The 26,419-nt window shown below is 73.9% G+C and carries 26 protein-coding genes and 1 riboswitch; of the genes, 13 read left to right on the top strand and 13 right to left on the bottom strand.

The window, feature by feature from the left end:
• Positions 1 to 14 precede the first annotated feature (14 nt).
• The gene (locus ACZ6JS_RS25295; protein ID WP_469301189.1) at positions 15 to 1,127 is read left to right on the top strand and encodes an amidohydrolase family protein; all 1,113 of its coding nucleotides are present in this window, start codon (positions 15 to 17) and stop codon (positions 1,125 to 1,127) included.
• Between the two features lie 184 nt (positions 1,128 to 1,311).
• Complete coding sequence (locus tag ACZ6JS_RS25290; protein ID WP_469301188.1) at positions 1,312 to 2,277, top strand: SCO1860 family LAETG-anchored protein; 966 nt, start codon at positions 1,312 to 1,314, stop codon at positions 2,275 to 2,277.
• Positions 2,278 to 2,368: 91 nt separating this feature from the next.
• Here ACZ6JS_RS25290 and ACZ6JS_RS25285 read toward each other — a convergent pair whose 3' ends face one another.
• Positions 2,369 to 3,601: a CapA family protein gene (locus ACZ6JS_RS25285; protein WP_469301186.1), complete on the bottom strand. Its 1,233-nt coding sequence runs from the start codon at positions 3,599 to 3,601 to the stop codon at positions 2,369 to 2,371.
• Positions 3,602 to 3,750: 149 nt separating this feature from the next.
• Positions 3,751 to 5,172 carry an Rv2231c family pyridoxal phosphate-dependent protein CobC gene (cobC, locus tag ACZ6JS_RS25280; protein WP_469301184.1) on the bottom strand — a complete coding sequence of 474 codons (1,422 nt, stop codon included), beginning with the start codon at positions 5,170 to 5,172 and terminating at the stop codon, positions 3,751 to 3,753.
• Positions 5,173 to 5,300: 128 nt separating this feature from the next.
• Here cobC and ACZ6JS_RS25275 point away from each other — a divergent pair, with 128 nt between their 5' ends.
• Positions 5,301 to 6,026: a ZIP family metal transporter gene (locus tag ACZ6JS_RS25275; RefSeq protein WP_469301183.1), complete on the top strand. Its 726-nt coding sequence runs from the start codon at positions 5,301 to 5,303 to the stop codon at positions 6,024 to 6,026.
• A gap of 11 nt (positions 6,027 to 6,037) precedes the next feature.
• On the opposite strand, the gene ACZ6JS_RS25270 is transcribed toward ACZ6JS_RS25275, so the two are convergent.
• The 7 genes from ACZ6JS_RS25270 to ACZ6JS_RS25240 all read right to left on the bottom strand — a co-directional run bounded on the left by ACZ6JS_RS25270 (position 6,038) and on the right by ACZ6JS_RS25240 (position 14,665).
• A complete protein-coding gene (locus ACZ6JS_RS25270) occupies positions 6,038 to 7,471 on the bottom strand; it encodes a cobyrinate a,c-diamide synthase (RefSeq protein ID WP_469301181.1) in 1,434 nt (477 codons plus the stop codon).
• Complete coding sequence (gene cobO / locus ACZ6JS_RS25265; protein WP_469301179.1) at positions 7,465 to 8,064, bottom strand: cob(I)yrinic acid a,c-diamide adenosyltransferase; 600 nt, start codon at positions 8,062 to 8,064, stop codon at positions 7,465 to 7,467. Before cobO ends, ACZ6JS_RS25270 begins: the two co-directional genes overlap by 7 nt.
• On the bottom strand, positions 8,064 to 10,193 hold the full coding sequence (locus ACZ6JS_RS25260; protein ID WP_469301177.1) for a putative cobaltochelatase: 2,130 nt from the start codon (positions 10,191 to 10,193) through the stop codon (positions 8,064 to 8,066). Before ACZ6JS_RS25260 ends, cobO begins: the two co-directional genes overlap by 1 nt.
• 163 nt (positions 10,194 to 10,356) lie before the next feature.
• Positions 10,357 to 11,877 carry a cobyric acid synthase gene (locus tag ACZ6JS_RS25255; protein WP_469301175.1) on the bottom strand — a complete coding sequence of 507 codons (1,521 nt, stop codon included), beginning with the start codon at positions 11,875 to 11,877 and terminating at the stop codon, positions 10,357 to 10,359.
• Positions 11,874 to 12,830, bottom strand: a complete 957-nt coding sequence (locus ACZ6JS_RS25250) for a cobalamin biosynthesis protein (protein ID WP_469301174.1) — start codon at positions 12,828 to 12,830, stop codon at positions 11,874 to 11,876. The genes ACZ6JS_RS25255 and ACZ6JS_RS25250 overlap by 4 nt, the downstream gene beginning before the upstream one ends.
• 58 nt (positions 12,831 to 12,888) lie before the next feature.
• Positions 12,889 to 12,972, bottom strand: a riboswitch (cobalamin riboswitch).
• A gap of 158 nt (positions 12,973 to 13,130) precedes the next feature.
• Complete coding sequence (locus ACZ6JS_RS25245) at positions 13,131 to 13,352, bottom strand: hypothetical protein (protein ID WP_030849642.1); 222 nt, start codon at positions 13,350 to 13,352, stop codon at positions 13,131 to 13,133.
• 32 nt (positions 13,353 to 13,384) lie between these two features.
• Positions 13,385 to 14,665: an inorganic phosphate transporter gene (locus ACZ6JS_RS25240; protein ID WP_469301172.1), complete on the bottom strand. Its 1,281-nt coding sequence runs from the start codon at positions 14,663 to 14,665 to the stop codon at positions 13,385 to 13,387.
• 309 nt (positions 14,666 to 14,974) lie between these two features.
• On the opposite strand from ACZ6JS_RS25240, the gene ACZ6JS_RS25235 reads away from it, so the two are divergent.
• Positions 14,975 to 16,105 carry an alpha/beta hydrolase family protein gene (locus ACZ6JS_RS25235; RefSeq protein ID WP_469301170.1) on the top strand — a complete coding sequence of 377 codons (1,131 nt, stop codon included), beginning with the start codon at positions 14,975 to 14,977 and terminating at the stop codon, positions 16,103 to 16,105.
• Positions 16,106 to 16,222: 117 nt separating this feature from the next.
• Complete coding sequence (locus tag ACZ6JS_RS25230) at positions 16,223 to 17,647, top strand: hypothetical protein (protein WP_469301169.1); 1,425 nt, start codon at positions 16,223 to 16,225, stop codon at positions 17,645 to 17,647.
• Between the two features lie 79 nt (positions 17,648 to 17,726).
• Here the strand turns inward: ACZ6JS_RS25230 and ACZ6JS_RS25225 are convergent, their stop codons facing one another.
• A complete protein-coding gene (locus ACZ6JS_RS25225) occupies positions 17,727 to 18,122 on the bottom strand; it encodes a VOC family protein (RefSeq protein WP_030849654.1) in 396 nt (131 codons plus the stop codon).
• Between the two features lie 62 nt (positions 18,123 to 18,184).
• Positions 18,185 to 19,075 carry a KPN_02809 family neutral zinc metallopeptidase gene (ypfJ, locus tag ACZ6JS_RS25220; protein ID WP_469301167.1) on the bottom strand — a complete coding sequence of 297 codons (891 nt, stop codon included), beginning with the start codon at positions 19,073 to 19,075 and terminating at the stop codon, positions 18,185 to 18,187.
• Between the two features lie 283 nt (positions 19,076 to 19,358).
• Between ypfJ and ACZ6JS_RS25215 the strand changes: the two genes are divergently transcribed.
• From ACZ6JS_RS25215 to amaP, 8 genes are all read left to right on the top strand, one after another.
• The gene (locus ACZ6JS_RS25215; RefSeq protein ID WP_469301165.1) at positions 19,359 to 20,957 is read left to right on the top strand and encodes an ABC-F family ATP-binding cassette domain-containing protein; all 1,599 of its coding nucleotides are present in this window, start codon (positions 19,359 to 19,361) and stop codon (positions 20,955 to 20,957) included.
• A gap of 395 nt (positions 20,958 to 21,352) precedes the next feature.
• Positions 21,353 to 21,574, top strand: a complete 222-nt coding sequence (locus ACZ6JS_RS25210) for a helix-turn-helix domain-containing protein (protein ID WP_030010789.1) — start codon at positions 21,353 to 21,355, stop codon at positions 21,572 to 21,574.
• Between the two features lie 156 nt (positions 21,575 to 21,730).
• The gene (locus ACZ6JS_RS25205) at positions 21,731 to 22,510 is read left to right on the top strand and encodes an enoyl-CoA hydratase/isomerase family protein (RefSeq protein ID WP_469301163.1); all 780 of its coding nucleotides are present in this window, start codon (positions 21,731 to 21,733) and stop codon (positions 22,508 to 22,510) included.
• Between the two features lie 137 nt (positions 22,511 to 22,647).
• On the top strand, positions 22,648 to 23,073 hold the full coding sequence (locus ACZ6JS_RS25200; protein ID WP_469301161.1) for an Asp23/Gls24 family envelope stress response protein: 426 nt from the start codon (positions 22,648 to 22,650) through the stop codon (positions 23,071 to 23,073).
• A 17-nt stretch (positions 23,074 to 23,090) separates the two neighbouring features.
• Positions 23,091 to 23,273, top strand: a complete 183-nt coding sequence (locus ACZ6JS_RS25195; RefSeq protein WP_469301160.1) for a hypothetical protein — start codon at positions 23,091 to 23,093, stop codon at positions 23,271 to 23,273.
• Between the two features lie 6 nt (positions 23,274 to 23,279).
• Complete coding sequence (locus tag ACZ6JS_RS25190; RefSeq protein WP_469301158.1) at positions 23,280 to 23,702, top strand: Asp23/Gls24 family envelope stress response protein; 423 nt, start codon at positions 23,280 to 23,282, stop codon at positions 23,700 to 23,702.
• Positions 23,699 to 24,262, top strand: a complete 564-nt coding sequence (locus ACZ6JS_RS25185) for a DUF6286 domain-containing protein (RefSeq protein WP_469301156.1) — start codon at positions 23,699 to 23,701, stop codon at positions 24,260 to 24,262. The genes ACZ6JS_RS25190 and ACZ6JS_RS25185 overlap by 4 nt, the downstream gene beginning before the upstream one ends.
• Positions 24,259 to 24,816, top strand: coding sequence for an alkaline shock response membrane anchor protein AmaP (gene amaP / locus ACZ6JS_RS25180; protein WP_469301154.1), 558 nt, complete (start codon positions 24,259 to 24,261; stop codon positions 24,814 to 24,816). The genes ACZ6JS_RS25185 and amaP overlap by 4 nt, the downstream gene beginning before the upstream one ends.
• Before the next feature lie 45 nt (positions 24,817 to 24,861).
• Here amaP and ACZ6JS_RS25175 read toward each other — a convergent pair whose 3' ends face one another.
• Complete coding sequence (locus ACZ6JS_RS25175; protein ID WP_469301152.1) at positions 24,862 to 25,617, bottom strand: SDR family oxidoreductase; 756 nt, start codon at positions 25,615 to 25,617, stop codon at positions 24,862 to 24,864.
• Positions 25,618 to 25,627: 10 nt separating this feature from the next.
• The gene (locus ACZ6JS_RS25170) at positions 25,628 to 26,419 is read right to left on the bottom strand and encodes an SURF1 family cytochrome oxidase biogenesis protein (RefSeq protein WP_469301150.1); all 792 of its coding nucleotides are present in this window, start codon (positions 26,417 to 26,419) and stop codon (positions 25,628 to 25,630) included.

Here is a 26,419-nt window from a genome sequence, read left to right as displayed (position 1 = left end):
CGTACAGTGCCGCCATGAGCGATGTGAGCGATGTGAACGGCACGGGCGACGTGCTGCACGTGAAGGGGCGGGTGCTGGTCGGGCCCGACGAGGTGCGCGACGAGCTCTGGGTGGTCGGCGGGCGCGTCTCCTACGGGCGCCCGCCCGGCGCCCGCGAGACCACCACGGTGACCGGCTGGGTCCTGCCCGGACTGGTCGACGCGCACTGCCACGTGGGACTGGACGCCCACGGCCCGGTCGACGCCGGCACGGCCGAACGCCAGGCACTCACCGACCGGGACGCGGGCACCCTCCTGATCCGCGACGCCGGATCGCCCTCCGACACCCGCTGGATCGACGACCGCGAGGACCTCCCGAAGATCATCCGGGCGGGCCGGCACATCGCGCGCACCCGCCGCTACATCCGCAACTACGCCCACGAGATCGAGCCGGCCGACCTCGTCGAGTACGTCGGCCGCGAGGCGCGGCGCGGCGACGGCTGGGTGAAGCTGGTCGGCGACTGGATCGACCGCGACGCCGGCGACCTGACGGCCTGCTGGCCGCGCGCCGAGGTCGAGGCCGCCATCGCCGAGGCGCACCGGCTGGGCGCCCGCGTCACCGCGCACTGCTTCGCCGAGGACTCGCTGCGCGATCTCGTCGAGGCGGGCATCGACTGCATCGAACACGCCACCGGCCTCACCGAGGACACCATCCCCCTCTTCGCGCAGCGGGGGGTCGCCATCGTCCCCACCCTCGTCAACATCGCGACCTTCCCGAAGCTCGCGGCGGGCGGCGACGCGAAGTTCCCCCGGTGGTCGGCGCACATGCGGCGGCTCCACGAGCGTCGCTACGACACCGTCCGGTCCGCCTACGACGCGGGCATCCAGGTCTACGTCGGCACCGACGCCGGGGGTTCCCTGCCGCACGGGCTGGTCGCGGCGGAGGTCGCCGAGCTGGTGAAGGCCGGGATCCCGGCACTGGACGCCCTCTCCGCGACGGCCTGGGCGGCGCGCGAATGGCTCGGCAGGCCGGGGCTCACCGAGGGCGCGCCGGCGGACCTGGTGGTCTACGACGCCGACCCGCGGGCCGACGTGGGTGTCCTCGCGCAGCCGCGACGGGTGGTCGTCGACGGCAGGGTCAGGGCCTGACGGTGCGGTGAGCCGGGCCGCAAATCGAAACCCCACACGGAAAACACCCGTTGGGGTGAAGTGACCTCAGGTAGCTGCCCCGTCACCCACATTGAGTAAGGATTCCCAGGGTCGAAGCCGTCGGCGCGCGCGATGTCCCCCATTGGCCGTGCGGCGGCACCCAACTCCCCGGGGGTTCCACACCTTGAACAGCAACACCTTCCGCATGCCCGCGGCCGCTCTGCTCGCCACGGGAGCGGTCGTCCTGCTCACGGCACCGCCCGCCTCCGCCACGGGAGGCACCCCCGCCGGCGGAGAGGGCAAGTCCGGCGCCGTCGTCCTGCGCACCGGCCTGGACGTGGGCCTGCTCAACAAGTCCGTGCACGTCCCGCTGAAGGCGACCCTCAACGAGGTCACCGCCCCCGCGAAGGCCGAGAAGACGGCGCTGACCGTCACCCTGGACGGGGTCGAGGGGAACAATCCCGTGAGCGTCCTGCGCGCGGACGTCGCCACCTCCAAGGCCACCGCGGACAAGACGAAGGCGGAGGCCGAGGCGAACCTGGCCAAGGCGCGCGTGCACGTGCCGGGGCTGCCGCTGCTCTCGCTGATCGAGGTCGAGAAGGTCACCTCCAAGGCCGTCTGCGAGGCCGGCAAGAGGCCGGTGGCCAGCGCGAACGTCCTCGGCACGGTGACCGCGCTCGGCAAGAAGGTCACCCTGTCGGCGGGCGGCCCCACCAAGGTGGAGGTCCCGGGGGTGGGCATGGTCAGCCTGGAGCTGTCCGGCACCGAGACCACCTCCACCACGGCCGCCGCGGCCGCGCTCCGCCTGAAGGTGGCCGTGAACCCGCTGAACCTGAACGTGGCACAGGTCGACGGCGAGATCGTGCTGGCCGAGGCGCATTGCGAGTCCCCGAAGGGCGCGGCCCCGACGACGAAGGCGCCCGAGCAGCCCGACATCAGGACCCAGACCGGGACGGGCAGCGGCGGAGCCACCGCCGGCTCGGGCACCACCGCCCGTTCCGGCGGCACCGGTCCGGGCACCGCCGCGGGCGCCAACCTGGCGGAAACCGGCGGAGGTTCGCTCACCCCCTACATCACGGGCGGTGCGCTGACCCTGCTCGCGCTCGGCGGCGGCGCGCTCTTCCTGACCCGCCGGGGCAAGATCCAGTAGGCCCGCCGGCCGGCCCGTACCCCGGCCCGCCGCCCGGCGGGCCGGGGTACGGGAACCCCCGCCACCCGGCGAGCACATCGGAGGGGAGTGCTCAACGGGTGGCGCGGGCCAGTCCCTGCCCCGCCGCGCCCCGCGACATCACGGCGTCGGTGACCTGCCGGTCGATCCGCGCGTACTCGTCGCGCTTCGCGGCCGGGAGCGCCCCGTCGGCTGCCTCGCAGGAGGCGCAGACGACGCGGAACGGCGGGCCCATGTCCGAGTACTGCGTGAGGTACTCGGCCTTCACCACCTCCCAGCGGCCCGGACGGTCCGCCGCCGGGGCGAAGGTGAAACGGGGGACCGAGGACTGGTTGCCGCGCAGCTTGTCGGCCGGGACGAAGCTGGCGACCTGGTCGCCCATGCCGAAGACCACCCAGGTGCCGTTGATCTTCTCGTAGGGCTGCGGCACGTGGTTGTGCGTGCCGATGATCAGGTCGATGTCGGGGAGGCCGTCGGCCGTGCGGGAGGCGGTCAGCGCCTGCGCCAGTTCCTTCTGCTGCTCGTCGGGCGCCGTCTGCCATTCGGTGCCCCAGTGGACACTGAGCACCACCACGTTCGCGCCGCCCGCCCGGGCCGCGCGGGCGTCGGCGATGATCCGGTCCCTGTCGATCAGGTTCACGGCCCACGGCTTGTCCCGGGGGAGCGGGATGCCGTTCGTGCCGTACGTGTACGACAGCTGGGCGACCTTCGCACCGCCCGCGGAGAGCAGGGCCGGGGCCTTGGCCTCCTCAGCGCTGCGCGCCGAGCCGACGTGCGGGATGCCGACCCGGTCCAGGTGCTCCAGGGTGCGGGCCAGGCCCTCGTAGCCGTCGTCCAGCGTGTGGTTCGAGGCGGTGGAACAGCCGTCGTAACCGGCGTCCTTGAGCGCGTCCGCCAGCTGGTGCGGGGCTTTGAAGGCGGGATAGCCGGTATAGGGGCCGCCGGGGCGCCCGTACGGTATCTCGTGATGGCATATCGCCAGGTCTGCGGCGGACACCAGGGGCTTGACCCCGGCGAGTATCTTCCGGAAGTCGTACTCCCCGGCCTTGCCGGCGTCGTCCCCCGCCCGCTGGATGATCGACGGGTACGGGATGATGTCACCGGTCGCCACCAGGGTGAACGGCTGCCCCGCGGGGGCGGCGGGTGCCGCCGGCCGGGAGGTCCCGGCCCGGCCCGGCTCGACCCCCAGCTGCTGCTGCGCGGAGCGGGCGCCGTCCCCGCCGAGCAGCTGCGGTACGGCGTACAGTGCGCCGCCCGTGACCATCAGTGCGGCCAGCGCTGCGCCTGCCGCGGCGGATGCCTTCATCTTGGACCCCCCTTGTTCGCGAACCGATGCGGGGATCCTCGAACGGCCCCGTCCCCACAGCCATCGTAGGTGGGCCGTTCGAGTGGACCCGGCCCCGGAGCCCCCAGGTATGTGCAGGTCAGAAAGGGTGCCGAAGGTAATCGTGGGGGTCAGCGGGAGGTCAGGGCCAGGGCGCGGTCCAAGGCCTGCAGCAGCCGGCCCGTCGTCGCCCGGTCGCGCACCGCCAGCCGGAGCCAGCTCCGGTCCAGCCCGGGGAAGGTGTCCCCGCGCCGGACCGCGAAGCCCAGGGCCCGCAGCCGGGTGCGGACCTCCGCACCGCCCGCCACCTGGATCAGGACGAACGGCCCCTCCGCCACGCCCGCGACGTTGACCTCGTCGAACTCGGCGAGCCCGGCCAGCAGATGCGCCCGGTCGACCGCGATCCGGCGCGCCGCCTCCTCGGCCTCCGCCAGCGCCGCCGGAGCCATGCATGCCTCGGCCGCCACCAGGGCGGGCGTGGACACCGGCCACAGCGGCTGCGCCGCCGCCAGCTTCGAGATCACCTCGGGCTCGGCCAGCACGTAGCCGATCCGCAGCCCCGCCAGCCCCCACGTCTTCGTCAGGCTCCGCAGCACCACCAGCCCCGGCAGGTCCGTCCGGCCCGCGAGGGCCTCCCGTTCGCCCGGGACGGCGTCCATGAACGCCTCGTCCACCACCAGGATCCGGCCCGGACGGGCCAGCCCGGCCAGGACCGCCGCCGGGTGCAGCACCGACGTCGGGTTGGTCGGATTGCCGACGACCACCAGGTCCGCGTCCTGCGGCACGGCCGCCGGGTCGAGCCGGAACCCGTCCGCGGCCCGCAGCACCACCCGCCCGACCACGTGCCCGGCATCCCGCAGGGCCGCCTCCGGCTCGGTGAACTGCGGATGCACCACCACCGGCCGTACGGCGCCCAGGGCGCGCGCGATCAGCACGAAAGCCTCCGCCGCGCCGGACGTCAGCAGTACCCGCTCGACCGGCAGCCCGTGCCGGGCGGCCACCGCCGCGCGGGCGGCCCGCCCGTCGGGATACGCGGCGAGGTCCCCGAGGGAGGAGGCGATCCGCTGCTTGAGCCACTCCGGGGGCGTGTGCGCCCGTACGTTGACCGCGAGGTCCACGATGGCGGAGCCCGCGTCCACCACCTCGGCGTCCCCGTGATGGCGCAGGTCGTGCGCCTCGGACGTCGCCACCGCGCAGGTGGCCGACAGAGAGCGCCGCTTGGGCACGAGGAGTTCCCCGCCCGCCATGAGGGCGGCGGCCTCCGCCACCGAGGGGGTCCCGGTCTCGGCCCGCACCGCCTCCGAGGGGTGCGGTACGGCGACCGCGGCGAGCCGGTCCGCGGGATAGCCGAGGACGGGCACGCCGAAACGTTCCGCCGCACCGGCGATCCCGGCCTCGGCCGCCTTGGAGTCCACCGTGGCCAGCGCCGCCACCGCTTCCGCGGCCAACCCGGCGCCCCGCAGCGTCTCCTCGACCAGGGCGCAGACCTCCTCGACGGAGACCCCCGCCCGGCCGCCGACCCCGACCACCAGCCGCGTCGTGTACTCGCCCACAGCGGGGCCTCCCTCCGTAGTCACGGTCACCGGCACGTCACCGGACACCGTTCGCTCGTCAACACCGCTACGCCCGCCACCCGTGCGCGGACGTGCGCGCGGACCGAGGAGTCTGTATTCAGGGGCACATGGCCGTGATCGTGGCGCTGGGCGCGTTCCTGATGACCCTGCTGGGCGGTTGGACGGCGCAGCGCGTCACCGACCGCCGCCACCTCGTGCTGGGCCTGGCGGGCGGGCTGATGCTCGGCGTCGTCGGCCTCGACCTGCTCCCGGAAGCCCTGCACGCGGCAGGCAGAGAGGTCTTCGGCGTCCCGCTCGCCCTGCTGCTCTTCGTGGCCGGCTTCCTGGTCGCCCACGTCGTCGAACGGCTGCTGGCCGTGCGGCAGGCCGCGCACGGCGCCGAGAACGGCGTGCGCGTCCCGCAGGTCGGGCTCACCGCGGCCGCCGCGATGGTCGCCCACAGCCTCGCCGACGGGGTGGCGCTCGGCGCGGCCTTCCAGGTCGGCGGCGGAATGGGCGTGGCCGTGGCGCTGGCCGTCATCACCCACGACTTCGCCGACGGGTTCAACACCTACACCCTCACCAGCCTCTACGGGAACGACCGACGCAAGGCCCTGCTGATGCTCTTCGCGGACGCGGCCGCCCCGGTGGTGGGCGCCGCGTCCACTGTGCTGTTCACCCTTCCGGAGGAACCCCTCGGCGCGTACCTCGGGTTCTTCGGAGGCCTCCTGCTCTACCTCGCGGCCGCCGAGATCCTGCCCGAGGCGCACCACAAGCACCCCGCCCTGTCCACGCTGATGTGCACAGTGGGCGGGGTGGCCGGGATCTGGCTCGTGGTGGGCATCGCGGAGTGAGCCGGCAGGGTTCACGGCCGTGCTGCCGCGGCATCCCGTACAGCCGCCGTCCGCGCGGCCGCGGCCTCGGCGAAACGGCGGGCGACGGACGGCTCCGCCGCCCAGTGCGTGTGCAGGTAGCTGGCGTGCACACCCCGCTGGACGAATCCCTCCACCCGGCGCTCCGGGTGGGTGAACCCCCACGCCGGAGCGGTACCGGCACCCGGCTCGATCACCGTCCGGTGGAACTCGTGCCCGCGCAGCCGGGTCCCGGCCGCCGCGAGCGAGCTGTCCGACACCGCCACCGCCTCGCGGTACCCCAGGGTCAGCCGCTCGGACATCCGCGCGTCCGCGTCGAGCACCCCGCACATGGGCTCACCGTCCAGCGACCGCGCCAGGTACAGCAGCCCGGCGCACTCGGCCGCCACCGGACCGCCGGCCGCGGCGAACGCGGAGACCGCCTCGCGCAGTGCCCTGTTGGCGGACAGCTCGGGTGCGTACACCTCCGGGAAGCCGCCACCGATCACCAGGCCGCCGGTCCCCTCGGGCAGCGCCTCGTCCCGCAGCGGGTCGAAGGTGACGACCTCCGCCCCCGAAGCCCGCAGCAGCTCGGCGTGCTCGGCGTACGAGAACGTGAAGGCCGGCCCGCCGGCCACGGCGACGACCGGTGCCGCCCCGTCGCCGGGAGTGCCGCCCCGCGACCCCCGCGCCTCCGACGCCTCCGACGCCGGATACGGCGACCACGGCTCGCAGGACAGCGGCGGGGCCGTCCGCGCCAGGGCCATCAGCGCGTCCAGATCGCAGCCCGCCCTGACCTGCTCGGCCAGCGCCGCCACAGCCGCCAGTGCGTCGGCGTGCCGCTCGGCCACCGGCACCAACCCCAGGTGGCGCGAGGGCGTGGCCACCTGAGGGGCTCGCCGCAGGACACCGAGCACCGGCATCCCCGCCTCCTCCAGGGCCTCCCGCAGCATCACCTCGTGCCGGTCGGAGCCGACCTTGTTGAGGATCACGCCGCCGAGGCGCACCTGCGGGTCGAAGGACGCGAAGCCGTGCACCAGCGCCGCCACCGACCGCGACTGCGAGGAGGCGTCGACCACCAGCACCACCGGTGCCCGCAGCAGCTTCGCCACCTGCGCCGTCGATGCCAGCTCGCCCCGGCCCGCGGCCCCGTCGTAGAGCCCCATCACGCCCTCGACCACGGCCAGGTCGCACCCGGCCGCCCCGTGCGCGAACAGCGGAGCGACCAGCTCCGGGCCGCACATGAAGGCGTCGAGGTTGCGTCCCGGCCGGCCGGTGGCCAGCGCGTGGTAGCCGGGGTCGATGTAGTCGGGCCCGGCCTTGTGCGGGGACACGGCGAGGCCGCGCTCCGCGAAGGCCGCCATCAGGCCCGTGGCCACGGTGGTCTTGCCGGTGCCCGACGACGGCGCGGCGACGACCAGCCGGGGGATGTCGGACGAGGTCACCACTCGATGCCCTTCTGGCCCTTCTGGCCGGCGTCCATCGGGTGCTTGACCTTCGTCATCTCGGTGACGAGGTCGGCGAACTCCACCAGCTTCTCCGGCGCGTTGCGGCCCGTGATCACCACGTGCTGCGTGCCGGGACGGCTCCGCAGCACCTCGATGACCTCGTCGACGTCGATCCAGCCCCAGTGCATCGGGTACGCGAACTCGTCCAGCACGTACAGCTTGTGCGTCTCGGCCGCCAGGTCGCGCTTGACCTGCTCCCAGCCCTCCTTGGCCGCCTGCTCGTTGTCGAGCTGCGCGTCCCGCTGCACCCAGGACCAGCCCTCGCCCATCTTGTGCCAGACGACGGCGCCGCCCTCGCCGGAGGCGCCGAGCACCTTCAGCGCGTTCTCCTCGCCGACCTTCCACTTCGCCGACTTGACGAACTGGAAGACCCCGATCGGCCAGCCCTGGTTCCAGGCGCGCAGCGCCAGCCCGAAGGCCGCCGTGGACTTGCCCTTGCCTGGTCCGGTGTGGACGAAGACGAGCGGGCGGTTGCGGCGCTGGCGGGTGGTGAGTCCGTCGTCCGGAACGACGGACGGCTGTCCCTGAGGCATTACGCGGCCCTCCTGGTGGTGTGGGAAGCGGGAGTTGTCACTGCGGTGCGTACGTCCTTCACGAGCCCGGCCAGGGAGTCGGCCCGCAGCCCGTCGAGGGTGACGGCCGGGCCGCCGAGGTCGGCGGCCAGCGCCCCGGCCAGGCCCAGCCGGACCGGGCCCGACTCGCAGTCCACGACGACGGACGCGACCCCGTCGGCGGCCAGCAGCCGGGCACTGCGCGCCGTCAGCTCGCGCGGGTCGCCGCCGACGGCCCCGGCCGAGGTGGCCCGCCCGTCGGTGACCACGACCAGCAGCGGTCGGCGGCTCGGATCCCGCAGCCGCTCGATCCGCAGCACCTCGTGGGCCTTGAGCAGCCCGGACCCGAGCGGGGTGCGGCCGCCGGTGGGCAGCTTCTCCAGCCGGGCGGCGGCCGCGTCCACCGAGGAGGTGGGCGGCAGCGCCAGCTCGGCGGCGGCGCCGCGGAAGGTGACCAGGCCGACCTTGTCCCGGCGCTGGTAGGCATCCAGGAGCAGCGACAGCACGGCGCCCTTGACCGCGCTCATCCGCTGCCGGGCCGCCATGGAGCCGGAGGCGTCGACCACGAAGAGGACGAGGTTGCCCTCGCGACCCTCGCGGGTCGCCTGGCGCAGGTCGTCCTTGCGGATCACCAGGCCGCGCCCGGCGCGGCCGCGCGCTTTCTGGTGCGGGGCGGCCGCGTGCACGGTCGCCGCCAGGTGCAGCTTCGTGAGCTGGCCGCGGGGGCGCTGGGCACCGGTGGTGCGGCCGTGCGCGGTACGGGCGCGCGAACGCCGACCGGCGGCGCCCTCACCGAGCCCCGGAACGCTCAGCATCTTGGTCCGGAACGGCTCGGCGGCCCGTACGGCGGCCTGCTCGGGCCCGCCGGCCTCCTGGGCGGGGGACTGCAGGGCCGCCTCCGGGGAGTCCGCGGGAGCCCCGGCGGGCTCCGCCGGGGGCTGCGCGTCCTGGGGTCCGCCACCCTGCGGGGGCACCCCGCCGCCGTCGGGGCCGCCGTCGTCCGGCCCCTGCGGGTTCTCGGGGCCCCCGTCCGGGTCGGGCTCGGGGCCGCTCCCCGAGTCCGGCTCCGGGTCCGGGTCGGGCTCGTCCTGCGGCTCCTCGTCGGGGAACCGGTCGAGGATCTCGTCCAGCTTGTCCTCGTCCAGGCCTGGCGCGTCGAAGGGGTTGCGGCGCCGGCGGTGGGGGAGCGCGAGCAGCGCGGCCTGCCGCACGTCCTCCTTCAGCACGGCCGTCCGCCCCGCCCAGGCGGCCAGCGCGGCAGCCGTCCGCGCCATCACGATGTCGGCCCGCATGCCGTCGACCTCGAACCCGGCGCAGGTCGCGGCGATCTGCAGGAGGGCGTTGTCCCCGAGGTGGACCTGTGGCAGCAGCGCCCGCGCGGCCACGACCCGGGCGCGGACCTCGCTCTCGTCCCCCGACCAGCGGGCGGCGAAGCCCGCGGGATCGTCCTCGTAGGCGAGCCGGCGGCGGACGACCTCCACCCGCTGGGCGGGCTCACGGGAGGCGGCGACCTCGACGGTCAGCCCGAAGCGGTCGAGGAGCTGCGGCCGCAGCTCGCCCTCCTCCGGGTTCATGGTGCCGACGAGCAGGAAGCGGGCCGCGTGCCGGACGGAGACGCCCTCGCGCTCCACGTACGAGGCGCCCATCGCGGCGGCGTCCAGCAGCAGGTCGATCAGGTGGTCGTGGAGGAGGTTGACCTCGTCGACGTAGAGGATTCCGCGGTGGGCGTCGGCGAGCAGGCCGGGCTCGAAGGCCTTCACGCCCTCGGCGAGGGCCCGTTCGATGTCGAGGGCGCCGACGAGGCGGTCCTCGGAGGCGCCCACGGGCAGCTCCACCATGCGGGCCGGCCGGGCGCCGCCGGGGCCCGCCTCGTGCGGACCGTCGGGGCAGTCCGGGTCCGGCGCGACGGGGGCGCACGAGAACCGGCAGCCGGGGACGATGTCGACGGCCGGCAGCAGCGCGGAAAGCGCGCGCACGGCGGTGGACTTGGCGGTCCCCTTCTCGCCGCGCACGAGCACCCCGCCGACCGCCGGGCTCACGGCGTTCAGCAGGAGCGCCAGCCGCAGGTCGGTCTGGCCGACCACCGCGGTGAACGGATAGGGCGTGCTCATGCGTTGCCTCTCTCTGGACGGATGCGGATGCGGATGCGGGTGTGCGTGTGCATGTGCGTGTGCGGGCTGTTCCCCGTGCCGGTGCGGCGCCGGGGCGGGGGCTCCGCTCCCGGACCCCCGCACCCCGAATGCCGACGGGGCTGAAGGCGCGGGGCCCCGGGCGTCACGGGGCGCCCGGCGGGAGGAACGGGAGCCCGGCGGGGGCCCCGGCTTCGATCAGCTTCAGCAGTGCGTGCGTGTCGGCGTGTTCCTCGATCAGGTCGCCCAGCACGTCGAGTTGTTCCTCGCGCAGCGCGGCGAAGGAGGTGTCCGGGGCCGGCACGAACCGCCGCCCGGCGGCGGCCGCCACCTCCCGCAGGAACGCCCGGCGGAAGCCGTCCGACTCCAGCGAGCCGTGCCAGTGCGTGCCCCACACCGCACCCACCCGGCAGCCGTCCAGGAACGGCTCCCCGCCCAGGACCTCGGCCACCCCGTGGTGGATCTCGTATCCGTCCACCGGCTCGCCGAGCGCGGTTCCGGTGGGTCGGGCCAGGGTCTTCTCGGGCGCGAAGCGCACCCGCACCGGCAGCAGTCCGAGGCCCTCCACCGAGCCCGCCCGCGATTCGACGTCGTCCTCGATGTGCTCGCCCAGCGCCTGGAAGCCGCCGCAGACGCCCAGCACCGGCCGGCCCTCGGCGGCCCGCCGCGCCAGCGCGTCCGCCAGCCCCCGTTCGCGCAGCCACGCCAGCGCCTTCACGGTGCCGCGGGTGCCCGGTACGACGACCAGGTCCGCGTCGGCCAGCTCCTCGGCGCGGTCCACGAAGCGCACCACGACCCCCGGCTCGGCCGCGAGCGCGTCGACGTCCGTGAAGTTCGACATCAGCGGCACCGCGCACACGGCGACCCGCAGCACGTCCTCGCCCACGGGCGGCGCCACCACGGACTCGCGGACCGCGCCCCGCAGCGAGACGCGCAGGCCGTCCTCCTCGTCGATGCCCAGCCCGTGCCGGAACGGCAGCACCCCGTAGGTCGCCCGACCGGTCAGGCCGCGGAGCATCTCCATGCCGGGCTCCAGCAGCGACACGTCGCCGCGGAACTTGTTGACCATGTAACCGGCGATCAGCGCCTGGTCCTGCGGGGAGAGCAGCGCCGTCGTCCCGAAGAAGGAGGCGAAGACCCCGCCCCGGTCGATGTCGCCGACCACGACCACCGGGAAGCGCGCGGCCCGCGCGATGCCCATGTTCACGATGTCGGTCCGGCGCAGGTTGATCTCCGCCGGACTGCCGGCCCCCTCGCAGATCACGGCGTCATACGTGCCCCGAAGCTGCTCCAGGCAGTCCGTGACGATGCCGAGGAGCTGCTCCTGCCGCCCGCCGTGGTAGCCGCGTGCACTCATCTCGCCCACGGGCTTCCCCAGCAGCACGACCTGGCTGCTGCGGTCGCTTCCGGGCTTGAGCAGCACCGGGTTCATCAGAGCGGTCGGCTCCACGCGGGCCGCCTGGGCCTGCATCGCCTGCGCGCGCCCGATCTCGGCGCCCTCCCGGGTGACGAAGGAGTTCAGCGACATGTTCTGCGCCTTGAAGGGCGCCACCTTCACGCCCTGGCGGGCCAGCCAGCGGCAGATGCCCGCGGTGACCACGCTCTTGCCCGCGTCCGACGTCGTACCGGCGACGAGCAGTCCGCCTCCGCGCCTCGTGCCGCTCATGCGCGTCCCCCTCGTACTCGTGCCACCAGCAGCCGGGTGGCCACGCAGGCGCCCAGGGCGAGCCACGTCACCTGCTGCGACAGCCGTACCGCCCGTTCGATGTCCGCGACCTCCACCGGCCGCCCCGCTCCGCCGTTCAGGACGGCCCGGTGCTCCACCCGGCCGCCGTAGGCCAGGGTCCCGCCCAGTCTGACGCCGAGCGCCCCGGCGAAGGAGGCCTCGACGGGACCGGCGTTCGGGCTCGGGTGCGCGGCGGCGTCCGCGCGCCAGGCGCGTACGGCTCCGCGTCGGTCGGGGCCGGCCACCACGGCGGCCAGGGCCGTCAGCCGGGCTCCGGGCCAGCCGGCGAGGTCGTCGAGCCGGGCGGATGCCCAGCCGTAGCGCAGGTGGCGGGGGGACTTGTGGCCGACCATCGCGTCCAGTGTGTTGACGGCGCGGAACGCCAGCAGGCCGGGGACCCCGGCGGCGGCGCCCCAGACCAGGGCCCCGACCACCGCGTCGGAGGTGTTCTCGGCGACGGACTCCACGACGGCCCGGGCCATCTGCTGCCCGTCCAGGGAGTGCGGGTCGCGGCCGCACAGGTGCGGGAGCCGCTCGCGGGCCACCTCGACGTCCCCGGCGGCGAGCGCGCCGCCGATGGCGCGGGCCTCACGGCCCAGCGAGGTGCCGCCCACGACGGCCCAGGTGGCGGCGGCGGTCAGGGCGATACGGGCGGCCGCGGGCCGGGAGCGCATCGAGCGGGCGGCCAGCGCGCCGACGGCGGCCGCGCCCCCGGCGCACAGCAGGGTGTGCAGGACGCCCCGGCCGCGGTCGTCGCGCCACAGGGAGCGCTCGACTGCGGCGGCGGCTCGTCCGAAGGCGGCCACGGGGTGCCCTCGGCGGGGATCCCCGAGGATCCGGTCGCCGATCAGGCCCGCCGTGGCGCCGTACGCGAAGACGCGATCGGCACGCATGGTGGCAGGTATGTCCTCACTCAGGGTCCGCGCCCTGGTTCGACGTGTCCGGCGGCGAGAGTTCCTGGCTCCCGGGGCGCACGCACGGCGCGCTCCCCGGTGACAGTGGCGGGACCGCGCCGGATTCGCACCGGACTTCCTCTCCATGCCGCCGTATTGGCTCGGGCAGTCCACCACGCACCCGGAAGGCCCGTCAACTCGCTGTTGACCTGCGGCGCGGCAGGGTCGGGAGATGCGAAAGCTCCCCCCGGGACGAACCCGGAGGGAGCTCTCACGCCTGGCCCGCGCTGCCGCGGGGAATCAGGCGACGATCAGGTAGATCCCGTACGTCACGGCTGCCGCGACGAGCGCGAAGCAGAGGTACGCGCCGCTGCGGGCCAGGGTGGCGGTGCCGCCCTGCTCGGTGGCGGCCTCGTGCTTGGACAGGCCCACCAGGCCCAGGGTGAAGAGGGCCACAAGGGCGACGGTGGCGAAGAGGCTGACCCCGAAGACGGAGCCGAGCGCTTCCCAGTCGATCTTCATACTGCCGTTTCCTCTGTGTGTCTCTGTCCGGGTCAGACCGCGGCGGCCGGAGCCGCCGGGGTCTGCGTCGCGGCCGGGATGGTGGCCTTGAGCTCTTCGTCGGTGACCGCGGCGGTCGTACCGGCGGCGTTGGTGCCGGCCGCGGCGACGGTCGGCGGGACGGTGACGGCCGCGATCGCCGTGGTGACGACGCCCGGCTCCTCGTCCGCCTGCTCGACGTCGTTGACGTTGTGGTGGTCGACGACCTGGCGGCGCGAGATGAGCCAGATGGCCAGGCAGGAGCCGACCAGGAAGACGGTGACGGCGGCGACGCCGATGTCACCGGCGCGCATGACCAGCTCGGCACCGGCCGAGACCAGCGCGGCTGCCGGCAGGGTCAGGCCCCACGCGACGAACATGCGGGTCGCGGTGGACCAGCGGACCACGCCGCCCTTGCGGCCCAGGCCCGCACCCATGACCGCACCGGAGCACGAGTGGGTGGTGGAGAGCGAGAAGCCCAGGTTCGAGGAGGCGAGGATGACGGACGCGGCCGAGGTCTGGGCGGCGAAGCCCTGCTGCGGCTGCAGGTCGGTCAGGCCCTTGCCCATGGTGCGGATGATGCGCCAGCCGCCCAGGTAGGTGCCGAGCGCGATGGCCAGACCGGCGGAGACGATGACCCAGACCGGCGGGTTCGCGTCGGGCGCGAGCGCGCCGCCGGCGATGAGGGCCAGGGTGATGATGCCCATCGTCTTCTGCGCGTCGTTGGTGCCGTGCGCGAGCGAGACCAGGCCGGCCGAGGCGATCTGACCGGCGCGGTAGCCCTTGGCGGAGGTCTTCTCGCCGACCTTGTCACCCAGCTTGTAGGTGAGCTTGGCGGCCAGGTACGCGGCGATGCCGGCGACCAGCGGGGCGGCGATCGCCGGGATGAGGACCTTGGTCACGACGACTCCGCCGTTGACCGCGCCGATGCCGGCGGAGGCGACCGCGGCACCGATCAGGCCGCCCATCAGGGCGTGGGAGGAACTGGACGGGAGTCCGACCAGCCAGGTGACGAGGTTCCAGAGGATCGCGCCGACCAGCGCGGCGAAGATCACCTCTGGCTGGATGCCTTCCTCGTTGACGAGGCCCTTGGAGATCGTCTTGGCGACCTCCACGGACATGAACGCGCCGACGAGGTTGAGCACCGCGGACATGGCCACCGCGGTCTTGGGCTTGAGGGCGCCGGTCGAGATGGTGGTGGCCATCGCGTTGGCCGTGTCGTGAAAACCGTTCGTGAAGTCGAACACGAGAGCGGTGATGATCACGATCCCGAGGAGAAGCGTTATGTGCTCCATTTACCCAGGCTTCTGTTTGGCGTCAGTGGCTCGGTGAACGTAGGCAACCTGGATGAACGGAAGGTGAACTGGCTCCGGCGGAGCGGTGTACTGGCACGGGGCGCGATCGGGACATTCGTCCTGATTCTTGCGTAGATTTCAGCATTAATGCACGTCAAAGCCGGGTGAATGAATCCCTCCGCACGTCCCCGGCGGCTCCCGCGGCCACCCCCGGCGCCTGGGGAAAGAGACCCAGATCACTCTCTCCGCGTAGACCCGGAAGGGCTGCCTCCGGTGGCTCGCCGGACTCTGCGCGACCACACTGGAACGGTGCGTACCGTGACAGCGACGGCAGCGGCCGTCACGACGACCCTCCTCGGGGCGGGCGCGGCTGCCGTGGCGGCCGGCCGGTACGCCGCCGACGCCGCCCTGCGCCCCCGGCCCGGTGTCCCGCTCCCCGGCGGGCCGCGGCTGAGCGTCCACTCCGCGGGCGACGGCAGGATCGCGCTGACCCGCTCGCTCGCCTCCCTGCGCCCCGGCGTGTACGGCCTGGCCGCGCCCGGTGTGCACGCCGTCGTCGGGCCCGTGCTCCCGGACGCCGCCCACGCGCCCGACACCGTCGTGCGCCGGCTCCTCTCCGTCACCCACGGCAGCCTCGACCCCGGCACCAGGGTCACCTTCACCCCCCAGGTCCACATCGGCGATCCGCGCAGCGCACTCGGGCTCGAACACGCCGACGTGGACGTCCCCGGCGAGCTCGGTGCGCTGCCCGCGTGGTTCGTGCCCGCCGCCCGGGACACCTGGGTGATCACCGTGCACGGACTCGGTGCCGGACGCGAGCACCCGATGGTGGTCATGCCCCTCCTGCACCGGCACCGGCTGCCCGTCCTGGACCTCGGCTACCGCGGCGACCTCGGCGCCCCCGAACCCCCCGACGGCCTGGGCCACCTCGGCGAATCGGAGTGGCGGGACCTGGACGCCGCCATCCGCTACGCCCTGCGCTACGGAGCCCGGCGCGTGATCCTGCACGGGTGGTCCACCGGCGCCGCCATGGCCCTGCGCGCCGTCGAGCGCTCGGCGCTCGCCGACCGGATCTCCGGCCTGGTCCTGGACTCTCCCGTCCTCGACTGGCACACCACCTTGCGCGCACTCGCCGCGGCGCGCCGCACCCCGGCCCCGGTGCTTCCGCTGGCCGTGCGGGCCGCCGAGGGCCGTGCGGGGCTGCGTGCGGACCGCCCGCCGCCGGGCGCCGACCCCGGCGCGCTGAAGATCCCCGTACTGATCTTCCACGGACCGGACGACACGCTCGCCCCGTGGGAGCCCTCGCGCAGGCTCGCCGCCGCCCGCCCCGACCTGATCACCCTGCACACGGTGCGGGAGGCCGGGCACGGGGCGATGTGGAACGCCGATCCCGCCGGATACGAGGAAGCCCTGCGCCGCTTCCTCACCCCTCTGATGTGAAGGCCGTGTGACGGACCGGGCCCTGCGGGCGGGTTGTCCCGGTCTGCCCCCGGGGCGGGTGACGGAAGGAGCCGATTCCGTTTGGGCTTTCGGCCAGTGACGGGCGAGACTGCTTCCGTGACGTCCCGAAAGCCTGATGAGCAGTTGGCTCGCGACTCCAGACTCCGACTCGTCTCCCCGCGCTCCGTCGCCGCGGCACGCAAGGCGGTGACCGACCGCCGCACCCGCCCCGCCCCGCGCCCCCCGGCGGGCACCCCGGCCACCGCCGACCTCGCCAACCGGGCCCGGGCCTCGCTGGCGGACGCCGTACGCCTGACCCGATGGGCGGAACGCAACCTCGGCGCGGGGGACGGCGGTCGGCCCGCCCCCACGGGAGCCCTGCCCGCCGCCGACGTCGAACGCGCCGCCGACGAACTGGGCCTGACACACGGCCAGATCCGGGTCGGCTGGGACCGAGCCCGCCTCGCCGGCCTCGTCGAGGTGCACGGCGGCCACGCCCGGCCCGGCTGGCGCCTGCGCGCCTGGGACCGCGACGACACCGCCGTACTGCGCGGCTGGGTCGCCCTCTTCGACGCCTGGTCGCTGGTCCACCCGGCCCCCGCCGACATCGCCCCCGAGGCCGTCGCCGAGGTCGTCGAGGCCATGCCCCAGCTGCTCTCCCTGCTCCAGCTGTCCGCGGGCCCGGTGACCGTCCCCGACCTGCTGGACCTCCTCGGGCAGCGGGTCACCGAACTGCGCGACGAGCGCTGCGAGATCCCCTACGAGGCCGAGCCCGCGGCGGCGCTGACCTCCGCGGCCGGCTCCGCCGAGGCCCGCCCCGTCCCGCTCGCCCGGCTGCTGCGCTGGGCGCTCGGCGGCCTCGCCGCCGTGGACGCCGTCACCCTCGGACCCGCCCGGGCCACCCTGACCCCGCTCGGCAGCTGGGCCGTCTGGGTCAAGCTGGAGCAGATCTGCGTCGCGGCGCAGAGCCCCGCCGGGAACATCGAGCAGTCCGCCGCCGCCATGCTGCACGGCTGCGCTCGGCTCACCCCCGGACCGGCCCGCGCCGAATACCAGGCCTGGCTCGCCGCCCGGCCCGTCGGCCACGCCGTCGCCGAACTCCTCCAGGCCGCCCGCGGCGAGGACGCCCTGCTGCGCGGCCTCGCCTTCGAGGCGCTGCGCGTGGTGGGCGCCCCGGCGGAGCCCGAGGTGCGCGCCGCCGTGCGCGAGCCCGCGCTGCGCCCGTACGCGCTGCTCTGGCTCGCCGTGCACGACGGCATCGACCCCGACGAGGCGCAGGACGTGCTCACCGCGGAGGAGTCGACCTGGCTCTGGGTGGACACCGCCGCCGCCATCGCCGACCACGGCGAGGCCGAGCTGCTGGCCCGCCACCTGGACTCGGCCGTCCGCACCACGGTCCCCCGGCTCCTGGACGAGGTCCGCGCGGTCGGCCATCCCCGCACCGTCCAGGTCCTGGTCGCGCTGGCCGCCGCACACCCGGACCCGGCGCTGGCCAAGGCGGTCCGCCGGGCCGCCTTCCAGGTCCACACCGGCGGCGCCTGACACCCGCGCTACGCGCGTTCGCCCGGGACCCGCGGCCCGTAGGCCGCGGGTTTCAGGGGTGCGGCCCGTACGCCGCGGGTCAGGCCTGCGGCGCGTACGTGCCGAAGCTCCAGATGTTGCCCTCGCCGTCCCGGGCCATGTAGTCGCGGGAGCCGTAGTCCTGGTCGGTGGGCCCCATGAGGATCTCCACCCCGTGCTCGACGGCCCGCCGGTGGTGGGCGTCCACGTCGTCGACCACGACGTAGACCCCCGACGGGCCGGCGCCCTCCATGGCCTTGTCGAAAGCCCCGCCGGTGCCCTTGCTGCCCAGCATCACCACACCGTTGCCGTACGCCAGCTCCGCGTGCACCACCGAGCCGTCGTCCCCCTCGTACACCGCGACCTGACTGAAGCCGAAGGCCTCGGTCAAAAGCTTGATCGCCGCCTTCGCGTCGCGGTAGACCAGCGTGGGACAGATGGACGGAACGCCTGCCATGACGATCACTCCCTCTCGTGACGGTGACCCGCGTCACACAGCATGGCAGGCGCCGCCGACCGTCAGCGGAAGGTGTTGCACCGGGCCATGTCGCCGGTGCGGTAGCCCTCGTGGAACCGCTGTCGGCGCTGGTCGGCCGAGCCGTGCGTCCAGGACTCCGGGGTCACCCGGCCCTGGAGCCTCTCCTGGATCCGGTCGTCGCCGACCGCTGCCGCCGCGTCCAGCCCGTCCCTGATGTCCTGGTCGGTCAGCGTGGTGACCAGCGGCCGCCCGGTGGACTCGTCCGGGGTCCGCGTCGCGTTGCGCGCCCACACCCCCGCGTAGCAGTCGGCCTGCAGCTCGGTCCTGACCGCATTGCTGTCCGCGCCCTGCCGCCCGTCCTGCGCCCGCTGGAGGATGCCGGTCAGGTTCTGGACGTGGTGCCCGTACTCGTGGGCCACGACGTACGCCTGGGCGAAGGGTCCGCCGCCCGCCCCGAACTTCGTCCGCAACTCGTCGAAGAAGCCCAGGTCCAGGTAGACCCGCCGGTCGGCGGGGCAGTAGAAGGGACCCACGGCCGAGGTGGCGGCCCCGCACGCGGTGTCCACCCGGCCGGTGAAGAAGACCGTCGACGCCGGGCCGTACCGGCCGCCGCGCCGCGTGAACTCCTGCCGCCAGAAGTCCTGGGTGCTGTTGACCACCGCGACCATCCGGCAGTCCTCGCGCGCGTTCGCGTCCTGCCCCGTCCTGCACGCCTGCTGCACCTGGTTGACGGAGGACGCGGCGGGAGCCGGCTCCTCGTCCCCGGAGGACAGCCCCAGCTGCTCCGGCCCCACCCCGAGGAGCAGGCCCATGACGAGCGCGACGATGCCGACGAGGCCGCCGCCGACGGTGGCCTTCCCGCCCGGGACGCGACTGCCACGCACATCCTTGACCTCGGACGTGTCCAGATCGGCGTTGTCGTCGAACTGCATTCGGCACCGCCCTCCATGCGTGCAGCCGGCGCGGCCGCCCCTGCGGCGAGTATCAGCCCGTTCGTCCCCCTACGCGCCTGGGCCCCCCTTCGCAGGCGCCTGAGCCGAACGGGGGACACCAGGGGACCGGACGGCCGTGGCCGGGGGCGCGGCGGCCGCCCCGGAAACCAGTTGCACACCCCCGGTAGAATGTCTCCCATGGCGAATCTCCTCGCGGATTAACGGCGTCGAAGCCTCGCGTCCCGCCCCCTTCCGCCGTCCCGACCCGCCCTGGAGTATTTCCGTGATCACCGCCACCGGCATCGAGCTGCGCGCCGGCGCCCGCGTCCTCATCGAGTCCGCCTCTTTCCGTATCGCCAAGGGCGACCGCATCGGCCTGGTCGGCCGCAACGGAGCCGGAAAGACCACCCTCACCAAGTGCCTCGCGGGTGAGGGCCAGCCCGCCGGGGGCTCCATCACCCGTTCGGGCGAGGTGGGCTACCTTCCGCAGGACCCGCGCACCGGCGACCTCGACGTCCTGGCGCGCGACCGGATCCTGTCCGCCCGCGGCCTGGACGTCCTCATCAAGAAGATGCGGATGAACGAGGAGCGCATCGCCACCGGCTCCGGCGCCACCCGCGAGAAGGCGCTCAAGCAGTACGAGCGCCAGGAGACCGAGTTCCTCACCAAGGGCGGGTACGCCGCCGAGTCCGAGGCCGCGACCATCTCGGCCGCGCTCAGCCTCCCGGACCGCGTCCTCGGGCAGCCCCTGCACACTCTCTCCGGCGGTCAGCGCCGACGCGTCGAGCTGGCCCGGATCCTCTTCTCGGACGCCGACACCCTGCTCCTCGACGAGCCCACGAACCACCTCGACGCCGACTCGATCGTCTGGCTGCGGGACTACCTGAAGAGCTACCGCGGCGGCTTCGTCGTGATCTCCCACGACGTCGACCTCGTCGAGACCGTCGTGAACAAGGTGTTCTACCTGGACGCCAACCGGTCCGTGATCGACGTCTACAACATGGGCTGGAAGCTCTACCAGCAGCAGCGCGAGGCCGACGAGAAGCGCCGCAAGCGCGAGCGCCAGAACGCCGAGAAGAAGGCCGCGGCCCTGAACTCCCAGGCCGACAAGATGCGAGCCAAGGCCACCAAGACGGTCGCCGCGCAGAACATGGCCAAGCGGGCCGAGCGGCTGCTGTCCGGCCTGGAGGCCGTCCGCGTCTCCGACAAGGTCGCCAAGCTGCGCTTCCCGGACCCGGCACCGTGCGGGAAGACCCCGTTGACCGCCGAGGGCCTGTCGAAGTCGTACGGCTCGCTGGAGATCTTCACCGACGTCGACCTGGCCATCGACAAGGGCTCCCGCGTGGTCATCCTCGGCCTCAACGGTGCCGGCAAGACCACCCTGCTGCGCCTGCTCGCGGGCACCGAGCAGCCCGACACCGGCCAGGTCACGCCCGGCCACGGCCTCAAGCTCGGCTACTACGCCCAGGAGCACGAGACCCTGGACCCGGACCGCACGGTCCTCGAGAACATGCGCTCCTCCGCGCCCGACCTGGACCTGGTCGACGTGCGCAAGACGCTCGGCTCCTTCCTGTTCTCCGGGGACGACGTCGACAAGCCCGCGGGCGTGCTCTCCGGCGGTGAGAAGACCCGTCTGGCCCTGGCCACGCTGGTCGTCTCCTCGGCGAACGTGCTGCTCCTCGACGAACCCACGAACAACCTCGACCCGGCCAGCCGCGAAGAGATCCTGGGCGCGCTGCGCACCTACAAGGGCGCCGTCATCCTCGTCACGCACGACGAGGGCGCCGTGGAGGCGCTGGAGCCCGAGCGCATCATCCTGCTCCCGGACGGTGTCGAGGACCTGTGGGGACCGGACTACCGGGACCTGGTGGCCCTCGCCTGACCTTCTCCCGGCCGTGCCGGGGAGGTGCGCGAAGGGCGCCGGATGACGCCCCGGCGCTGATCCAGTTCCTTATGGATCATTCGGCTCAGGGGTGATCCATCATCTGAGTGAGACGGTCTCGTACCGTTGCGCGTCGTACGACGGCCCCGGCCGCCCCCGCGAGGGTGCGCGACCGGGGCCGTCGCCTTTCCGCGGTCCGGCCCCTGACCTGGCGATTCCCGGGGAGGTTGGCGAGGTGTGACGGAAGTCATGCGGCGGAAGAGGGGATTCCGTTCTGCTCGGGTGTCCACGGCTCGGGAAATGCCGCCGTACCGACCTTGCTGAATGGGTGGCCAGGAAGCCGGGGAGGGGTGATCATGAGAAGTCCAGAGCGCACTTCCCATGAGGAGGCACGGGTGGCCGAGACTCTGAAGAAGGGCAGCCGGGTTACCGGCGCCGCGCGCGACAAGCTCGCGGCAGACCTGAAGAAGAAGTACGACTCCGGTGCGAGTATCCGGGCGCTGGCCGAAGAGACCGGCCGGTCCTACGGATTCGTCCACCGGATGCTCAGTGAGTCCGGGGTTTCGCTGCGTGGCCGCGGTGGCGCGACGCGCGGCAAGAAGGCGGCTACGGCCTGACCCCGGTCCATCGGATCCAACGCTCCAACGGCTTCAAGGCTCACATGATCCGCCGTCCCCTTCGGTGACCCCCGGTCGGCCTTCCGGTCGACCGGGTGGTTACTGTGCAGTCACTTAGGCCGGGCTTGCGGCCGACTGCACACCGGAGGCACACGGATGGCTCTGCTCGACAAGGACGGCGTACGACTCACCGTCGACGACACGGTCGCCACGGTGACACTGACCAATCCGGCCAAGCGAAATGCCCAATCCCCCGCGCTCTGGCGGGCTTTGGCCGAGGCGGGCAGGTCGTTGCCGGGCACCGTCCGGGTCGTCGTGCTGCGCGGCGAGGGCAAGTCCTTCTCCGCCGGGCTCGACCGGCAGGCGTTCACCCCCGAAGGCTTCGAGGGCGAGCCGTCCTTCCTCGATCTGGCGCGCGGTTCGGACGAACTGCTCGACGCCACGATCTCCGAGTACCAGGAGGCGTTCACCTGGTGGAGGCGTAACGACATCATCTCCGTCGCCGCCGTGCAGGGGCACGCGATCGGCGCCGGTTTCCAGCTCGCACTCGCGTGCGACCTGCGCGTGGTCTCCGACGACGTGCAGTTCGCCATGCGCGAGACGAGCCTGGGCCTGGTCCCCGACCTGGCCGGCACTCAGCCGCTGGCCTCCCTGGTCGGGTACGCCCGCGCGCTGGAGATCTGTGCGACGGGCCGCTTCGTGCATGCCGAGGAGGCGGAGCGCGTCGGCCTCGCCAACCTGGTGGTCCCGGCGGACGAGCTCGACGCCGCCGTCCAGGACCTGACCACCGCCCTGCTGGCCCCGCCCCGCGACGCCGTGATCGAGACCAAGACCCTGCTGCGCGGTGCCCAGGCCCGCACCTACGACGACCAGCGCGCCGCCGAGCGCGCGGCCCAGGCCCGTCGCCTGCGGGACCTGGCGGGCCTCTCGGACTGACCCCACCCCACCCCCCCCGCAGCGTGCCGCAAAGGCGCCCCTGGGCTACGCCGGCCGGCGTAGCCCCGGGGCGCCTTTCTGTCTCCGGGGGCCTAACGTGGAGCGGAGTGAGTCCGTTACACGTGAAGGGACACGCGATGACCGACACCGCATCAGGGGGATCCCACAAGGCACCCGGCGACCGTGGGCGCACGACCATCGCCGACGGGGTGGTCGAGAAGATCGCCGGACTGGCAGCACGCGAGGTGGTCGGCGTGCACGCCCTGGGCAGCGGCCTCTCCCGTACGTTCGGCGCCGTCCGGGACCGGGTTCCCGGCGGCGACAAGGCCGCGGTCACGCGCGGGGTCAAGGCCGAGGTCGGCGAGGTCCAGACAGCCCTCGACCTGGAGATCGTCGTCCACTACGGCGTGTCGATCCGTGACGTGGCACGGGCGGTCCGTGAGAACGTCGTCTCCGCCGTCGAGCGCATGACCGGCCTGGAGGTCGTCGAGGTCAACATCGCCGTGGGCGACGTCAAGCTGCCCGATGAGCCCGACGAGGAGCCGGAGTCCCGACTCCAGTAGCCGAGAGGAGCCTCCACATGAGCATGGCAGCCGCTTGCATGTTGGCGGGCATGGCCCTGGGATTCGCCGGCTATTTCGGCGGATTCGGCGCCTTTCTGCTGGTCGCGGCCCTGGGAGCCGTCGGCTTCGTCGCCGGCCGCTTCCTCGACGGGGACCTGGAGTCCGGGGACCTGTTCCGTCGCCGCGACCGGCGGAGGTGAGCCGCGATGAGCCCCCTGCCGCAGGCCACCCCGCCGGGTCGGACCCCGCCGGACCCCAACGACCCGCTCGTCGGCGCACGGCCCACCCCGGCCGCGGTGGCCGCCGCCGACCGAGGGGCCACCCGCATCGCCGACCGGGTCGTCGCCAAGATCGCGGCGCAGGCCGCCCGGGAGGCCCTCGCCGGCAGCTCCGGCGCGCCCCCTCACGCCACCGTCACCGTGCACCACGACATCGCGAGGGTCCGGGTGGGAGTGGAGCTCGACTACCCGTCCGACCTCGCCGCCCACTGCGCCGCCGTACGCAGCAAGGTCGTACGCCGGGTCGAGGAGTGCGCGAACATGTCCGTGCCCGAGGTGGACGTCGACATCGAGCGCCTGCACTCCACCCACACTCGCACCGGTGCCGGGCGGGACCGGAGACTGCGGTGACGGCACACCGCTTCCGGTCCGCCCGCCGCATCCCCGCGGCCATCGTCGCCCTTCTCGTGATCGGCGTGGCCGGACTCTTCCTGTACGACCTGGCCGCCGTACGGGCCGGGCGTCCCGCCATGGCCTGGCGCCGCGAACTCGCCCGCCGACTGGAGATCCACACCCCGGCCGACCTGTGGGTGCAGGTGGCCGGCGGGATCCTGGTCCTCGCCGGTGCGGTGCTCCTGCTGCTGGCCTTCACCCCCGGCATCCGCCGGATCCTGATGATGCGGGTCCCCGGCCAGGACGGCGAGCCGGACGCCGGCCCGCAGCTGCGCGCCGGCATCGGTCGCAAGGACGCCGCCCAGGTACTGCGGGACCGGGCCATGGAAGTGCCCGGTGTGCGGTCCGCCCGGGTCCGGATGGGCCGTTCCCGCGTCCGGGTGCGGGCCACGTCCCACTTCCGCGAGCTGGACGAGGTACGGGCCGACCTGGCCGCGGTGATCGCCGTCGGCATCGAGGAACTGGGCCTCGTGCATCCGCCGCGGCCGCGTCTGAGGGTCAGGAGGCGAGCGGATTGATCGGGATCGTGAACCGGACCCTGCTGGCGGTGGCCGGCGCGGTGCTGCTGGCGGCCGGGGTCGTCCTGCTGACGGCCACCCGCCCGCTGAAGGGCCGCGCCGAGCCGCTGCTGACCGCCGCCGACCGGCGCCGGTACCTGCATGCCGAGGCTTGGGCCTGGTGGGTGCTGGCCGCCGCCCTCGTCGTGTGCCTGCTGCTGGCCCTGTGGTGGCTGCTGGCCCAGCTGAAGCGCGCCCGGCTGCGGACGGTCACCGTGGACACCCGGGACGGTGCCTTCGCCCTGCTCCGCGGGCACGCCCTGTCCGACGTCGTCGCCGCGGAAGCCGGATCCATGGACGGGGTCGCCGGCTGCCGGGCCGTCCTGCGCGGGCGGCGCGGCTCGCCCGCCCTGCGGGTGGCGGTGGAGCTGGAGCCCCACGCCGTCCCGGCCGACACCCTGGCCGGATTGGCGGGGCCGGTGCTGACCCACGCCCGGACCTCCGCGAACCTCCCCGAACTACCGGCGGAAGCCCGCTTCAAGGTGACCTCCCACCGCGCCCGCCGCGTCAGCTGAGGGCCGAAGCGGCAGCCGCCACAGGGCGGCTGCCGCAACGGACGCTCAGAAGCCGTGCCGGGAGCCGCCGTCGACCGGGAGCATCACGCCCGTCAGGTACGAGGCGGCCGGCGAGAGCAGGAACGCGGCCGCGCGGCCGAACTCCTGCGGAGAGCCGTACCGGCGCAGCGGGATGCGCGACTCGTTGCCCGCACGGGCGGCGCCGGCGTCGCCGGACAGCGCGTCCAGCTCCCGCACCCGGTCGGTGTCGATGCGGGCCGGCAGCAGGCCGATGACGCGGATCCCCCGCGGACCGAGTTCCACCGAGAGGGACTTCGCGAAGCCGGCCAGGCCCGGGCGCAGCCCGTTGGAGATGGTCAGGCCGGGGATCGGTTCGTGGACCGAGCCCGACAGGACGAAGCCGATGACCCCGCCCTCGCCCAGCACGGCGGCGGCCGCCCGGGCGAGGCGCACCGCACCGAGGAAGACCGACTCGAAGGCGTCCGACCACTGCTCGTCGGTGCTGTCGACGGCGAAGCCCGGGACGGGGCCGCCGACGCTGATGAGGATGCCGTCGAAGCGGCCGAAGCGCTCGCGCGCCGTGGCGATGAGCCGCCCGGCAGCCGCCGGGTCCGCGTTGTCCGCGGCCGCCCCCACGGCGTTCGGGCCGAGTTCGGCGGCAGCGTCGGCCGTCCGCTTCTCGTCCCGGCCCGTCACGAGGACCTTCGCGCCGTCGGCGATCAGTTCCCGGGCAGTGGCGAAACCGAGGCCGCGCGTGGCCCCGGTGACGATGTAGACACGGTCTTTCAATCCAAGATCCATGCCCGACACGCTACGCCGTCGCGGGCTCCTGTTCGGCCGCTTCGGCCCGGGCCGCGGCCTCCTCGCGGTCGCGCTTCTCGCGCCGCACGAGGACCAGCCAGCCCACCGGTACCGCGGAGGCGAACAGCCACCACTGGACCGCGTAGGCCATGTGCGCGCCGATCGAGTCGTGGTCGGGGTCGGCGACGGTCTCGGGGCTGCCGTCCGCCGGAGCCGGATCGGTCAGTTCCAGGTACCCGCCGAGGACAGGACGGCCCAGGGACTCGGCCTGCTGCTCGCTGTTGATGAGCATCACCTGTCGGTCGGGCAGGCCCTTGCGGTCCTTGATGCCGCTGCCGCCGCTCGTCTCGTCGGCCTTCAGCCGGCCGGTGACCGTGACCTCGCCCGCGGGCGCGGCCGGCACCGGCGGGTAGGCGCGCGGGTCGCCGCCGCCCGCCACCCAGCCGCGATCGACCAGCACCACCCGGCCGTCGGCGAGGACGAGGGGGGTCAGGACGTGGAAGCCGACCTTGTCGTCGTTCGAGGTCCGCATCCGCACGACCACCTCGCGCGCGGAGTCGTACGTGCCGGTGGCGGTGACCGCGCGCCAGAAGTCGGCACGGGGGACCTTGTGGCCGGGGGAGGTGACCTCCGTCATCGGGACCGGCTTCGCCCGCAGGTTCGCCTCGATCAGCTGGTTCTGCGCGACCCGGTGCACATGGCGGTGGTACTGCCAGAACCCGAGCTTGATCATCACGGGGATGAGGACGAGGCCGATGAGGGTGAGGGACACCCACTGCCGGGTCAGCACAAAGCGGTACAC

Source organism: Streptomyces sp. NPDC046349, assembly GCF_055587885.1.
The sequence above is the reverse complement of the archived record's forward strand: the minus strand, read 5'-3'. Positions and strand labels throughout refer to the sequence as shown.

What these genes read in the sequence shown, in the direction of transcription:
- ACZ6JS_RS25195 (WP_469301160.1), top strand. Translation starts at nt 23,091, where the DNA reads ATGAGCATGGCAGCCGCTTGCATGTTGGCGGGCATGGCCCTGGGATTC.
- ypfJ (WP_469301167.1), bottom strand. Translation starts at nt 19,075, where the DNA reads ATGCAGTTCGACGACAACGCCGATCTGGACACGTCCGAGGTCAAGGAT.
- ACZ6JS_RS25295 (WP_469301189.1), top strand. Translation starts at nt 15, where the DNA reads ATGAGCGATGTGAGCGATGTGAACGGCACGGGCGACGTGCTGCACGTG.
- ACZ6JS_RS25200 (WP_469301161.1), top strand. Translation starts at nt 22,648, where the DNA reads ATGACCGACACCGCATCAGGGGGATCCCACAAGGCACCCGGCGACCGT.
- ACZ6JS_RS25275 (WP_469301183.1), top strand. Translation starts at nt 5,301, where the DNA reads ATGGCCGTGATCGTGGCGCTGGGCGCGTTCCTGATGACCCTGCTGGGC.
- ACZ6JS_RS25255 (WP_469301175.1), bottom strand. Translation starts at nt 11,877, where the DNA reads ATGAGCGGCACGAGGCGCGGAGGCGGACTGCTCGTCGCCGGTACGACG.
- ACZ6JS_RS25245 (WP_030849642.1), bottom strand. Translation starts at nt 13,352, where the DNA reads ATGAAGATCGACTGGGAAGCGCTCGGCTCCGTCTTCGGGGTCAGCCTC.
- ACZ6JS_RS25190 (WP_469301158.1), top strand. Translation starts at nt 23,280, where the DNA reads ATGAGCCCCCTGCCGCAGGCCACCCCGCCGGGTCGGACCCCGCCGGAC.
- ACZ6JS_RS25240 (WP_469301172.1), bottom strand. Translation starts at nt 14,665, where the DNA reads ATGGAGCACATAACGCTTCTCCTCGGGATCGTGATCATCACCGCTCTC.
- ACZ6JS_RS25175 (WP_469301152.1), bottom strand. Translation starts at nt 25,617, where the DNA reads ATGGATCTTGGATTGAAAGACCGTGTCTACATCGTCACCGGGGCCACG.
- ACZ6JS_RS25250 (WP_469301174.1), bottom strand. Translation starts at nt 12,830, where the DNA reads ATGCGTGCCGATCGCGTCTTCGCGTACGGCGCCACGGCGGGCCTGATC.
- ACZ6JS_RS25225 (WP_030849654.1), bottom strand. Translation starts at nt 18,122, where the DNA reads ATGGCAGGCGTTCCGTCCATCTGTCCCACGCTGGTCTACCGCGACGCG.
- cobO (WP_469301179.1), bottom strand. Translation starts at nt 8,064, where the DNA reads ATGCCTCAGGGACAGCCGTCCGTCGTTCCGGACGACGGACTCACCACC.
- ACZ6JS_RS25205 (WP_469301163.1), top strand. Translation starts at nt 21,731, where the DNA reads ATGGCTCTGCTCGACAAGGACGGCGTACGACTCACCGTCGACGACACG.
- ACZ6JS_RS25285 (WP_469301186.1), bottom strand. Translation starts at nt 3,601, where the DNA reads ATGAAGGCATCCGCCGCGGCAGGCGCAGCGCTGGCCGCACTGATGGTC.
- ACZ6JS_RS25260 (WP_469301177.1), bottom strand. Translation starts at nt 10,193, where the DNA reads ATGAGCACGCCCTATCCGTTCACCGCGGTGGTCGGCCAGACCGACCTG.